The organism is Lysinibacillus sp. fkY74-1 (genome assembly GCF_053165895.1).
The window spans coordinates 1,752,518-1,764,964 of sequence record NZ_CP170173.1 but is presented as its reverse complement, the minus strand read 5'-3'; the positions used below and the strand labels follow the sequence as shown (position 1 = coordinate 1,764,964).

General features: G+C 38.4%; 13 protein-coding genes. 4 read left to right on the top strand and 9 right to left on the bottom strand.

All coding sequences use genetic code 11. The annotated features are described in order from the left end of the window. Positions 1 to 58 precede the first annotated feature (58 nt). Positions 59 to 1,270 carry an ATP-grasp domain-containing protein gene (locus ACE1MS_RS08320; RefSeq protein WP_031419637.1) on the top strand — a complete coding sequence of 404 codons (1,212 nt, stop codon included), beginning with the start codon at positions 59 to 61 and terminating at the stop codon, positions 1,268 to 1,270. Positions 1,271 to 1,351: 81 nt separating this feature from the next. On the opposite strand, the gene ACE1MS_RS08315 is transcribed toward ACE1MS_RS08320, so the two are convergent. The 9 genes from ACE1MS_RS08315 to ACE1MS_RS08275 all read right to left on the bottom strand — a co-directional run bounded on the left by ACE1MS_RS08315 (position 1,352) and on the right by ACE1MS_RS08275 (position 9,246). Beyond that, positions 1,352 to 3,568 (bottom strand): YheC/YheD family protein, encoded by a 2,217-nt coding sequence (locus tag ACE1MS_RS08315; RefSeq protein WP_197224963.1) that lies wholly within the window; start codon positions 3,566 to 3,568, stop codon positions 1,352 to 1,354. A gap of 97 nt (positions 3,569 to 3,665) precedes the next feature. Beyond that, on the bottom strand, positions 3,666 to 4,097 hold the full coding sequence (locus ACE1MS_RS08310; protein ID WP_031419634.1) for a hypothetical protein: 432 nt from the start codon (positions 4,095 to 4,097) through the stop codon (positions 3,666 to 3,668). Positions 4,098 to 4,255: 158 nt separating this feature from the next. After that, positions 4,256 to 4,969 (bottom strand): HAD family hydrolase, encoded by a 714-nt coding sequence (locus tag ACE1MS_RS08305; RefSeq protein WP_012293951.1) that lies wholly within the window; start codon positions 4,967 to 4,969, stop codon positions 4,256 to 4,258. A 60-nt stretch (positions 4,970 to 5,029) separates the two neighbouring features. Further along, the gene (locus ACE1MS_RS08300) at positions 5,030 to 5,401 is read right to left on the bottom strand and encodes a DMT family transporter (protein WP_012293950.1); all 372 of its coding nucleotides are present in this window, start codon (positions 5,399 to 5,401) and stop codon (positions 5,030 to 5,032) included. A 12-nt stretch (positions 5,402 to 5,413) separates the two neighbouring features. Then, entirely contained in the window at positions 5,414 to 5,737 is a 324-nt protein-coding gene (locus ACE1MS_RS08295; RefSeq protein WP_012293949.1) for a DMT family transporter, read from the bottom strand. 46 nt (positions 5,738 to 5,783) lie between these two features. Beyond that, on the bottom strand, positions 5,784 to 5,996 hold the full coding sequence (locus ACE1MS_RS08290) for a helix-turn-helix domain-containing protein (protein ID WP_031419630.1): 213 nt from the start codon (positions 5,994 to 5,996) through the stop codon (positions 5,784 to 5,786). Between the two features lie 11 nt (positions 5,997 to 6,007). Further along, positions 6,008 to 6,646 carry a DUF2975 domain-containing protein gene (locus tag ACE1MS_RS08285; RefSeq protein ID WP_036161312.1) on the bottom strand — a complete coding sequence of 213 codons (639 nt, stop codon included), beginning with the start codon at positions 6,644 to 6,646 and terminating at the stop codon, positions 6,008 to 6,010. Between the two features lie 136 nt (positions 6,647 to 6,782). After that, a complete protein-coding gene (locus ACE1MS_RS08280) occupies positions 6,783 to 8,300 on the bottom strand; it encodes an ABC transporter permease/substrate-binding protein (RefSeq protein WP_036161309.1) in 1,518 nt (505 codons plus the stop codon). Next, the gene (locus ACE1MS_RS08275; RefSeq protein WP_198694806.1) at positions 8,293 to 9,246 is read right to left on the bottom strand and encodes an ABC transporter ATP-binding protein; all 954 of its coding nucleotides are present in this window, start codon (positions 9,244 to 9,246) and stop codon (positions 8,293 to 8,295) included. The genes ACE1MS_RS08280 and ACE1MS_RS08275 overlap by 8 nt, the downstream gene beginning before the upstream one ends. Positions 9,247 to 9,500: 254 nt before the next feature. On the opposite strand from ACE1MS_RS08275, the gene ACE1MS_RS08270 reads away from it, so the two are divergent. The 3 genes from ACE1MS_RS08270 (at position 9,501) to ACE1MS_RS08260 (ending at position 12,361) form a co-directional block, all read left to right on the top strand. Further along, positions 9,501 to 10,895, top strand: a complete 1,395-nt coding sequence (locus tag ACE1MS_RS08270) for a hypothetical protein (RefSeq protein ID WP_447402828.1) — start codon at positions 9,501 to 9,503, stop codon at positions 10,893 to 10,895. Between the two features lie 129 nt (positions 10,896 to 11,024). Beyond that, positions 11,025 to 11,810, top strand: coding sequence for a glucosaminidase domain-containing protein (locus ACE1MS_RS08265; RefSeq protein ID WP_230584372.1), 786 nt, complete (start codon positions 11,025 to 11,027; stop codon positions 11,808 to 11,810). A gap of 107 nt (positions 11,811 to 11,917) precedes the next feature. Next, positions 11,918 to 12,361, top strand: a complete 444-nt coding sequence (locus ACE1MS_RS08260) for a hypothetical protein (RefSeq protein WP_230591380.1) — start codon at positions 11,918 to 11,920, stop codon at positions 12,359 to 12,361. Positions 12,362 to 12,447: the final 86 nt, after the last annotated feature.

Here is a 12,447-nt window from a genome sequence, read left to right as displayed (position 1 = left end):
AAACTATTTCTTTGCATATATATAAAGGTGATTAAGTATCTAAGTACCAATAGAAGGAGTGATATACCTGAAAGCGATTGTATTTATCGGTACAAACAAATCCGGGTCTAGTCGTGAAGCAACAAGAGCAGCAGAAAGATTAGGCTATTTCACAATACTTTTCACCAATAATGAAAAACAACTTCAGCAGCGCCGATCTTACCCCGATATTCATAGAATGATTCTCATTGATACTTTGAATATCGAAAGAATGAAAGAGGAAATTGATAAACTAGGGAAAACCGGATTAGAGATAAAAAGTATCGTTAGTTTTGTTGATCCATTTGTTCATATTGCTTCCATGTTATGTGATGAATTTTGTCATAACTACACATCCTCTTCCGCAATTGAAATCATGGAGGATAAAGAAAAGACTAGAAATCATTTGAAAGACCAACCATACTCACCAAAATTTTCGCTCATGAAACCTAATGAGCCTATTGCAAAAAATTTAACATTTCCATTAATCGTGAAATCACCAAAGTCAACAGGTTCCAAAGATGTACTATTAGCAACGGATGTCGACCAGCTTCAAAACCACCTCAAAGCATTGCGTAGTAAAAATCCCTATGAAACGATTATGATTGAAGAATATTTGGAAGGCCCTCAATATTTAGTAGAGGCGGTCGTATATCAACGGCAATCACATATAATTGGCATTATTGAACAGGAAATTACCCAAGGGAAACGGTTTATCATAACAGGCTATGGCGTATTAGTGAAAGCCCCTTTAGATATTCAGGCAGGCATTGAGGAAGTTCTTCAGTCCATTGTCAAAGCATTTGATATAGAAAATGGCGCTCTCCATTTGGAACTCCGATTGACAAAAAACGGCTGGAAACTCATTGAGATTAACCCAAGGATTTCTGGAGGTGCCATGAACAACATGCTTCAAGCGGCACTCGGATTTAGTTTAGTAGAAGAAACATTGAAGCTTCTGCTTGGCGAAGAGCCTAACTTTCAGCCTAGACATAAAAAATTTGTTTACACAAAATATGTCATTGTAGAAAGCAAAGGAATTTTAGAAAAAGTAATTGGTAGAACAAGAGCGACAAATTCAACGGGAGTGGTCGAGGTTTATGTTAAACCAAGGAAAGGTACATTCTTAACCCCTCCTTTATCAATGGGTCACCGCTATGCCTATGTCATAGCACAAGGGTCAACCTTATCGGAAGCTCGGAATCATGCAACAAATGCCGCCAAAGAAATCAAATTTATTTTAAGAGTATGAAAAAAAACCCCGAATAATTGCCGCTTGCCAGTGGACAGTTACTCGGGTTTTTATATGCATTCCGTTATCGTGACGTAATGATTATTCTTCTTTCAATGTTTGGTCCAAATATTTCACCGTCTCAAACATATTCGTTTTACTAGCTCCCTTTACGAGAATCGTATCATGAGGTTGTATGAGTTTATCTAGCAGTGCATGCAAGGCATCTTTATTAATAAAGTGGTGGACCTTGGATGGGTCCATCCCCATCTCAATTGCGGCATTACTCATTTCATCAGTCCTAAATCCATAAGTGATGAATTCATCAATACCTACCTTATAAATATACTCGCCAACCTTCCGATATTCTTCTTCCCTCAACACCCCAAGCTCCCGCATTTGTCCAATAATCGCTACTTTTCTTTTTTTGGCAATATTGGTCAATACATCAATGGCAGCTCGGACTCCTTGTGGATGGGAGTGAACCGTATCATCTATGACCGTTATATCATCACGCAAGTTATAAATCGTTAATCGTCTTGGTGGCTTTTTAAAGTTGAGCCCTGCCTGGATATCCAATGGACTAAACCCTAAATAATCAGCTACAGCTACAGCATTAAGGGCATTATAAACATGATGCTCCCCTAAAATAGGAATATACAATTCTATTTCTTGACCATGTAGCTTCATTTTAAAGGACATGCCGATATCCTTATACTGAAGGTCATATGCTCGGTAATCTGCATCACTTTTTATGCCCACCGTTAACATTTTCCCTTTAAATTGCTGTGTCTCTAAATATCTTGAATTATCATCATCCTTATTCAATATAAGTAGCCCTTGTTGGTCCATCCCATGAATCAGTTCCGACTTTGCCTTCGCAACCCCTCTTACATCCCCATCAAAGTTACCTACATGGGCCAAACCAATATTCGTCACAATACTAATATTCGGCTGTATAATGCTACAGTGATTCGTAATAATACCTGGGTACGCCATGCCGTATTCTAATACGACAGCCTGATGAGAGTCATTGATTTCTTCCTTATGCTTTTTTGTATGCTCTGTCGTATTCCAATAATCCTTCGATTCAAACACATTCCATTTTTTTGATAAAATCGAACCGACAAATGCCTTGGTTGTTGTTTTTCCTGCACTTCCTGTAATGGCAATAATAGGTAAGTCCTTTTTAGCCTCCACTTGATTGCTTTTTGGTTGAACAATATCTTTTTTGACGTCCGTTTGATTGTTTTTCTGTTGAACCATTTTCTTTTTTACAGGTTTATGGTTTTTTGCGAGATACATCGCATAGCGGATAGAATTAATGACGACGTCTAATTCTAAATAAAAAGCAGGAGGACAGCCCGGGCGCCAATTTACCTCATACATCCAAATTTTTTGTTGTTGATCTAAACCGACGTCAATGCCTATTTCATCAATGACTTCCCCGAACTTTTCCATTTGTATGTCATCTAGATGATGCGCCAGTGCTAAAGAGAAATGCTCAAGCATTCGTCGAATATTGTAAGCTTCTTCCTTGAACTCTTGCTCTAAAAATGGGTCTAAATAATTGGTGAATCCACCATTATTTATATTTGGGATGATAGAGCCATTTGGAGCAATCCGAGGGTAGACAGTCGTCACCACCCATTTACCTTCACCATTTTTTTGTACATGCAGACGGAAATCATATACCTGGCCTGCCTTTGTAATGGATTGAATATAAGGCTGCATAATAAAAGTACCAGACGCAAGTTGCTCTTTTAATAAGGCATCTAATTGTGGCTTCGAATAGATTGTATTCGTACTATCTTTTCTCACCTCAAAATTCTTGGGTCCGGCCTTCGTAATAAAATAAATACCCTTTCCTTTACGTCCATCAATTGGCTTAAACACAACTCTTTTATAATAATGGATGAAGTTATGAAATACATCTGCATTCTTGACAATTTCAGAAGGAATCAAATACTGTTCAAATTCCTTGGCTTCTTTTAATCGTTTCATAACATTCCATTTATTCCCTATCGAATAGGTCGTAAAGGGAATTTCTTCTTTTAAGCGCTCAATAATCTCTTTAGACACAGATAACTTCTCTGGACTTCCCGCATTATAAATAACATCTGGAAAGGGCATTGTTTTTTCCTGCCATTGCCCATTCTCATATACCTTAGCGCGAATGGTACGTTTTTCAAAATCAACACTTTTAGGTGTAAAGTAAAAAAACTGTGCCCCTTCTGCCTTTGCAACTGCCGCATATGCATATGACTTGAGAACTGTCGTCGGATCAAGTCGATGATGCAGCATACCAATAATCGTCATAGCTAAACTTCCTTTCATTAGATTCTATCTCTATTACATTCACTCTTAATCCTTTTCATATAGACAGATGCTCTAGCTCTAGTCGTTTAATAGGATGCTACCATTTAGGTTCAATGATAAATTTCCCTTTTAGCATATCTGGCTTTAATAGCTGAATCGCAGAAATACTACTTAGCTCAATGGATTTTTCTGTACTTGTCTTTTCTAGCCTCACTACATCCGCAAGGGAATTGGTATCGTTCCCCTCATAATCAAAGGCACGTAGCAAAGACACCGTGCCACGATATCGATCTTTATCGACGTCCTCTATTCGGAAAAACTCCGTTTCAAAGTCCTTTACCGTATCCATTAGTCTTAAATGTGCGCCACTATTGGTAATTAAAAAAAACGGAATCGTATCACTCCCAACTATTTTTACAAGCAGCTGACCGAAATATTTAGAATGAAAATCCATCATAATATCCTGAAGATCCTTCAAATCGCACAAAGCTTCGCATAAAAAATGATTTCTTCTTTTCTCACTATTCAAATTGTAGCCCCCTCCCTAGTCTGAATAAGTATCCTAGTCTCCGTAAGTTGCCCTCTCGTTATAATATGTAGCGATACATAATATGACGACTTTTTCACAAAGAAACTAAAAAAACCTCTACCAAACGAAATGAGTGGTTAGAGGTTCGAAGCAAATCATTATTTGACAAGGCTTGCCAGTAGCTGTTCTAAATCATATTGTTCCAAATCATCTATTGTATGATGACCTGTAGAAAACGGTAATTGCTTGGTGATGGTATTGGGAACCACTACCGTGTGAAGACCCGCTGCCAAAGCTGCACGTGCTCCATTCGGTGAATCCTCCATAGCTATCGCTTCATTAGCACTTACACCTAATTGTTCAAGTGCCTGCACATACAGCTCAGGATCAGGCTTAACATTTGTCACCGTATCAGCGGTACAATAACAATCAAAAAACTCTCGTATACCCAATGCATCTACAAATCGATCAATCCATGAACGGCTTGAACTACTTGCAAGACCAATTTTTAAACCCGCTTCCTTTGCTTGCTGCAAAAGATTTAAAATACCAGGCCTTATCACTTCCAACTCCATCAGTTCCGCATGCCTTCCTTGAATGGATGTTCGAAATGCCTCCTCATCTAAATCCATTTGATGATGTGTAACTAGATAGGTATAAGGATTAAAATCCTGAAGATTTGTACCAAGGCATTTTGCATACGTCTCTAACGATAATGCCACACCATAAGATGCATAAGCATCCTTAAAAACTGTATACCAAGCTGTTTCTGTATCAATAATCGTCCCATCAAAATCAAAAATAATCGCCTTCACTAGCCCATCCTCCTCCCCTAAACGGTCATTTGCAATTCCTGCATTGCTATCCGCCATTTTTCTGACTCTATCCGTCTATTTCCACATGCTATCCGTCACTTTCCTACTGCTATCCGTCTATTCTGGCATGCTATCCGTCACTTCCACTTTGCTATCCGCCCCTCTATCATTTCGATTTCCTTCATTTAGCAAAATAACTCCGCCTATTATGAGTGCAATCCCAAGCGCAGAGTAGAGGTTAAACATATCGTCCCAAATGACAATACCTACAATAACCGTCAAGGCGGTGCCGACACCTGACCAAATGGCATAGGCCAGGCTTAGTGGCAAAGTTTTCAAGCATAGGGATAGGCTGTAGAATGATATTCCATAGCCAAGTGCCACCGCCACAGATGGGCCTAGAACTGTAAATCCATCTGAAAGCTTCAGCATAGTTGTTGCAAAAACCTCACTGATAATCGAGAGTGTTAAAAATAAATAGCCTTTCATCTCGTTAGCCTCCTAATGACTACCCGCAAGATTAAGTACCACGACACCTAAAATAATACAAAGAATCCCTAGTACCTTCTTACGATTAAATAATTCCTTATACAGTACAACACCCACGATGGCTGTTAGTGCTGTGCCTAATCCTGCCCATATTGCATAGGCTGTGCCAATGGGTATTGTTTTTAGGGTTAAGGCTAAACAATAAAAGGCCGTGCCATAGCCGACCACTACTCCGAGAGATGGCCAAATACGAGAGAAGCCTTCCGTACGCTTGAGCATAGAGCTTGCAAAAACTTCTGCTACAATGGCGATAAATAAAAAACTGAAAACCATCATTTTTATGAAAATCCTTTCTTGCTGCTATGTTTAAATGCTACAATGATTAATCTTCATCCTCGACATATTCTAATATATCTCCCGGCTGACAGCCCAGAGCCTTACAGATAGCATTTAAAGTAGAGAAACGAACAGCTCTTACCTTACCTGTTTTTAAATTAGAAAGATTGACAATTGACACATCAACCCTTTCTGCAAGCTCACTCAGTTGCATTTTACGATCCGCTAGCATCCGATCTAAACGAATAATTATAGTCATATTTTCACTTCCTAAGCTGTTGCATCATATTCATCTTGGAGAAATGTACCATAACGGAAAATACGCGCAATGGTCCAAATCACCAAACCACATAGTAATAATGTCCAATTAATGCCTGTGTAATGATAGCTGATCCCTGTAATAAAATCTGTCTTTTCCAATAAGGATTCAAGCTTAAACGGTTGCATCATTAGATAGACGATATATGTACGGAATGCACTTACAGTCAAGCTCAAGATTATCACACAATACGCAATTCTTTCTATTTTTATACTATTATCTAGCGAAAATATAATCCCTTTTGCTATATTACTTAAAATATTTCTTACTTGAACAACGATTAAAAACAGAATAGTTATGTATATGGTAGCAGTTACTAATAATTTCACGATATCCATTTTCCTGTAGTACATATCTTGAACTGTCTGCTTGGACAACAGCATTTCCAATCCCTCAAAATGAATGGAAGCTGTCACACTTGTCTTGACTAACCAATGATTCACAGCATCCTCTGACACAATCATTGCTACTATAAAAATAACTGCCATGCACGCCATGCCTAAAATCATGAGAGCCATGATGACCGTAAAGATGATCCGAAGCCCCTTTGTCAACAATTGAAATTCTTTGCTTTGAATTGTTTTCTCCATTTTTAGCATCCCCTTTCTTCTATTTTATTATACTGTTCCTTTTATCTCTATCAATAATAAATTAATGTTTATCATTAAATTATTATTGATATTAATAAAACCCTCTAGCACATTTCTACTAGAGGGTCATGATGGTTTATTTCAGTAAGCCGGCATTGACTAGATACTGATTAGCTACTTCTGCCGCTAGTTTTCCTTCTACATTCACTTGATAATTCATTTCCCGCATATCATCGTCTGTAATTTGATCAGCGAGTTTATCTAAGGATTGTTCAATCTCTGGATATTGGTTCAGCGTCTCTTTTCGTAATAATGGGGCTCCTTGATAAGGCGGAAACAGCGCTTGGTCATCCTCTAATACACGGAGCTTGTATTGACGAATTTCACTATCCGTTGAATAAGCATCGAGTAGGTTGATATCTCCCGATTCAATCGCTTGGTAGCGAAGCTTAGGCTCCATTGTTGCAAGGGAGGGAAACGCAATATCATAGCGTTTTTGAATCCCGACATATCCATCCTCACGATCATTAAATTCCAATGTAAACCCTGCTTTAACAGCTTGTTCTATCGATTTAAGGTCCGAAATAGTTTGTAGCTGATATCTTTCTGCCAAGTCCTCCGATACTGCTAACGCATACGTATTGTTATAGTTCATTGGGCTCAGCATCACCATATCAAATTGCTTTAGCATTCCATCTTTCGCCTGCCGATAGACATCTGCCTCATTATTATTGATGGCTTCTTGTTTTAAAAATTCTGAGATGGCTGTGCCTGTAAATTCTGGGTATATATCAATGCTGCCAGATTTCAACGCATTAAATACAAATGAGGTTTTACCCAGTCCTGGTTTTAATTGCACTGTTAAGTCTGTATCCTGCTCTATTAATAACTTATACATATTAATGAGAATTTCAGGCTCCGCTCCTAGCTTTCCAGCGATGACAATTTCATCTTGGTCTTTACCATTTAGAAGCGGCATGAAGACCATCATCCATGCAACCATACTCACAAGACTGACAGCTATTACTGTTTTTCTAAATGACAGCGACTCAAGCCTTTTCAGTAAAATATCGAAGATTAATGCTAATATTGCTGCAGGCACAGCCCCTAAAATAATGAGTGCGGTATTATTACGATCAATGCCTAGTAAAATAATATCCCCTAAACCACCGGCTCCAATTAAAGCAGCTAATGTGGCTGTGCCAACAATTAACACCATAGCGGTTCGAATACCAGCCATGATGACAGGCAGAGCAAGAGGCAATTCGACCTTCAATAAACGTTTAGGTGTGTTCATCCCCATTGCCAATGCGGCCTCCTTCAATGAAGGGTCCACTTCCTTGATGCCTGTATAAGTATTCCGTAGAATCGGTAAAAGTGCATAGACCACTAAGGCAATGATGGCTGGAACTTTGCCAATTCCGAACAGAGGAATTAATAACCCAAGTAACGCTAGAGATGGAATCGTTTGTAGCACGGCACTAATACCAATTATAGTTTCTGCTATTTTCTTTTTATTGGTTAAATAGATACCTAGCGGAATGGCAATAATGATGGCAAAAAATAGGGCTATAAAGGAGATTTGTATATGCTCGAGTAATGCTGCCAGAAGCTGTTCCTTTCGTTCCTCAAACATCGCCACGAAATTAGTCATGTGCTCGACCTCTTTCCTTGAAATCATTTGCGACATATTGCAGTATAGCTGTTCGAGTCACCATACCCATAATCTCCCCATTTTCTTCCACACCAAGAACGTTATGCTCTGTCAGTTTTTCAAGAATCGTTGTGATCGGCTCATTGATAGTAATCGTATCCCCTAGCTCACTAACACTTACGATTGGTTGCATAACCGTCCGAATATCAAACCTATTGTGAACTGAATTTACCCCTATAAATTGTTGGACAAAATCATTCACTGGATTTTCTACCATTTCCTGAGGAGATCCAATTTGAACAATTTCTCCATCTTTCATGACACATAGTCGATCCCCTAGCTTCAGCGCCTCCTGCATATCATGCGAGACAAAGACGATGGTTTTTTGAATTTTACGCTGCATGTCCAGTAGATCATCCTGTAACTTTGTACGACTGATGGGATCTAAAGCACTGAAAGGTTCGTCCATCAAAATAATTTCTGGATCAGCTGCTAATGCACGAATTACGCCCACTCTTTGCTGTTCCCCTCCAGATAACTCCTTTGGCTTGCGCTGACGATATTTTTCAGGCTCAAGGCCTACCAATTCCAATAGTTCATCCACACGCTTTTGAATTTTAGTTTTACTCCATTTTTTTAATTCTGGGACAATCGCAATATTTTCTTCAATGGTCATATGCGGAAAAAGAGCAATTTGTTGTAACACATAGCCGATACTCCAGCGTAACTCGTGAATATTATAATCACTTACTCTTTTTCCATTGATCCAAATAGTTCCTTCAGTCAATGGAATTAATCGGTTGATCATCTTCAATAAAGTAGTTTTACCACATCCACTTGGACCGATAATAACGAAGAATTCACCTTTTTTAATCTCCACGTTGAGGGCTTTGACAGCCACATGGTCGTTACTATACATTTTTGAAACATTATCAAATATTATCATTTGCCAGCTCCTTATATTTCGCGAATAAAATAGTAAATTTGTATTTCGTCTATATATTTCACAAATAATAGCCCTTCCAAACATTTGTACGAAGGCTAGTTGATTTACTACACTCCCAACTCCTCAATGGTAGTAAAACCTCTTTACTATTTATCTTAGCATTTTATCCCTAATTACACATAAATCTACTAAATTGACTGTTAATTCCGTCTTATGAGAAGATAAAAAAAACGGCAATTGGGAGGTAGTGAACTATGAAGAATGTCTTTCAATTTATACCTATTAACAAACTGGCTGATAAGTTTCCCGAAAACTCTTGGTGGGCAAGCCATTACACGGATTTTAGTGAGAACGGCCTTGTTGCGTACTATGAGGGAGATTTGAAGCTTCCTTTTCTTGATTTGGATTGGGACATTCCTTTCCCACAGCAAGACAATGTGATCATTATTGTTATTGATGGTCATTTGACGGTAGATCATTTATACAATGCAGAAACGGATGGTGCAATAGGACTGATGGTAATGGGCAATTTGACAGCTAAAAATATAGCTGTAGGTGGTCAGGAAATCTATGTTCACGGACATCTGACAGTAGAGGATATTTTGTGTGGCTCCTATAATCATGGGGAAACGATTGTCAATGGTCATCTTCAGGCAAACGTATTAGTTCAAGACGATGAGTATCGCTTTAACGTTCATGGACAGAAGTCACTGCAATGTATCGTCAACATTTGGCACGGAGATGGCGTTTTTCAGGAACTCCCTATCCGTATACAAGATGTGTTAATTGACGAGGTTTTTTATGATATGGATGACGATGAAGAAGAGATTGAATTTTCATTCGTCACATTGGTGAGTATCCTTAAAGAAGGACGCTCCGCACTGACTAATTTACAGGAAATCCCCCACATCAAGAAGGCAACTCATGTATATTTTACGGACCATCACATCGATGTGGAAAATATACTAAAGCTAACAAAGTGTATTTTGATGACTGGAGACAAGCCTTATTTTGACCTTGAGGAACATGGTGTGCATTTCACTGTTCAGCGAGCGCATATCGATGATGACGGAGACAAGACGAATGATAGCATTTATATGAAAACCTCCCAGTATCATTATTTTATTTGGCTCAATGAAGATCAAACCGTCTCCCTATTGAGAAAATCATTCGATGAAGGAGATGAATGGTGGGACATTACGGATTTACCTCAGGACAATTTAGTGGATATTCAGGATCACTGGATTATGTTATTAACTTGTGTAAATGTCGCTACCCTTTATGTGCCTAAAATCGAGGTACAATATGTAGAACGAATTTTACAACATCCAGAAATTCAAGGGCTTGACGAGGATGACGATGGTTTCTGGGACGGTTCTAAATATTATAGTTTTCGTCAGGCCTATACGGATGAAGATGGTGATTTTATTCATGCTCGTATTGAAATTAAGACGCCTGATGAAGCGTATTATTTTTATTCATTAGAAAATCCATCCTATGTTTCTCGACACTACCAACCACCTAACCATTTTGGTCGCCACGAGATAGCTTTTTTAAATACTAGACGCTGGGAGGCTTCCGAACAATATTTTGAGAGATTTAAACAATATATGTCTCAAACTTTTAAGATAGACAATTCAGCGGAATGACATGGAACTATTTAACGTTCGCAACGTTCTATTAATGATATAAGCTATTTATTTACACACTTCTTTATTTCTCTTTCACTCTTTGTCATAATAAGAGATAGCTAAACTTTTAATAGAAGGGAGGGAGATGTGGTCACTACCAACATCAAGCCTATCATGAAATACGTAGTTAATTTTTTTAAAGGACTTCTGATTGCTGTCGTGGTTATTTGTATTTCATTTTTTATGGTGACCCAATTGTTTCATACGACAGAAAGAGAAGAGCCTGTCGTCATTGATGATCGCCCAAGTGCAGAAGAATTTATCGGCAAAATCGCTGAAACTGCACGAAATCTCGGTGCCAATAATGACTTATATGCCTCTGTGATGATTGCACAAGCCATTCTCGAAAGCGAGAGCGGACAAAGTGGTCTTGGCTCTGCCCCCAATTATAATCTGTTTGGCATGAAAGGCAGCTATCAAAATAATTCCGTGAAACTCGAAACGTCTGAGGATGATGGATCAGGTAATCTGTCTACCATTATGGCTGATTTCCGTAAATACCCTTCCTATGAGGCTTCTATGCAGGACTATGTAAAGCTAATGCGAAATGGAGTTTCGTGGAACAAGGAATATTATGCAGGTGTTTTCAAAAGTAACACCAAATCCTATACTGATGCGACGAAGTTTTTAACAGGCTCCTATGCCACTGATTCAAAATATAATGAAAAATTGAATTCACTTATCGCTCAATATGACCTACAGCAATATGACAGCCCGGTAAAGGATAAAAAAACGATCACAGTCACGGATGGTGACTCTATAGTAGATATCGCAGAGGTCTATAATGTCAACGTGACCTCTATTAAGCAATGGAATCAGCTAAGGTCAGATCGACTCGAAGCTGGTATGCAATTAAATATTTATCACTATTAGACGATAATCTCCATGCTCAGAAAATGGGCATGGAGTTTTTTTGCGAAACCAATCTTTTTCTCAAACGTCCTTATGTAAAAATGCGGCAAGGAAAGGATAGGACTATAGTGACTCGTACACAACTACTCAGCCTCATCATCATCAACCTAGTACTTTTGCCAATCATTCAACTTAGCTACAACTTATTATTTATGACTCAAATAGCTGAAAGCTTTTTTCAAATAGTCCTGTTCCCAATGTTGATAATTGTATTGAATCTGTTCCTTTGTTGCTGGCGACTAAAAATATCATTTTATATCCATTGGATCTTTATTTATGTGGGACAAGGTACTGCACTAGCCTGTTATTTCGTGTGGCATTATAGTCAATTAACACCCTTCCCACATATGCCTGTCGGTGAAGCGGCCTTTGATCTATACATGGTCACTTTTTTAATTGGTTTATGGCAGCTAGTCGCATTATTTGTCATCAATATTTTGGCGTTTGTCCTTTATTTATTTTGGCAAACCCTCCGAAATAATGACCATCAAAAAAAGCTTTATAGGCTTTGACCTAATAAAGCAAGACATTCTATATTGATTTGTCGGTGAATAACGGATTCTATTATGTAACGCCCCTATGATGCTTTAGCTATTGA

Coding starts and splice junctions, on each gene's coding strand:
- ACE1MS_RS08315 (WP_197224963.1), bottom strand. CDS start 3,568: ATGACGATTATTGGTATGCTGCATCATCGACTTGATCCGACGACAGTT.
- ACE1MS_RS08305 (WP_012293951.1), bottom strand. CDS start 4,969: ATGGCGGATAGCAATGCAGGAATTGCAAATGACCGTTTAGGGGAGGAG.
- ACE1MS_RS08300 (WP_012293950.1), bottom strand. CDS start 5,401: ATGAAAGGCTATTTATTTTTAACACTCTCGATTATCAGTGAGGTTTTT.
- ACE1MS_RS08295 (WP_012293949.1), bottom strand. CDS start 5,737: ATGATGGTTTTCAGTTTTTTATTTATCGCCATTGTAGCAGAAGTTTTT.
- ACE1MS_RS08290 (WP_031419630.1), bottom strand. CDS start 5,996: ATGACTATAATTATTCGTTTAGATCGGATGCTAGCGGATCGTAAAATG.
- ACE1MS_RS08285 (WP_036161312.1), bottom strand. CDS start 6,646: ATGGAGAAAACAATTCAAAGCAAAGAATTTCAATTGTTGACAAAGGGG.
- ACE1MS_RS08280 (WP_036161309.1), bottom strand. CDS start 8,300: ATGACTAATTTCGTGGCGATGTTTGAGGAACGAAAGGAACAGCTTCTG.
- ACE1MS_RS08275 (WP_198694806.1), bottom strand. CDS start 9,246: ATGATAATATTTGATAATGTTTCAAAAATGTATAGTAACGACCATGTG.
- ACE1MS_RS08270 (WP_447402828.1), top strand. CDS start 9,501: ATGAAGAATGTCTTTCAATTTATACCTATTAACAAACTGGCTGATAAG.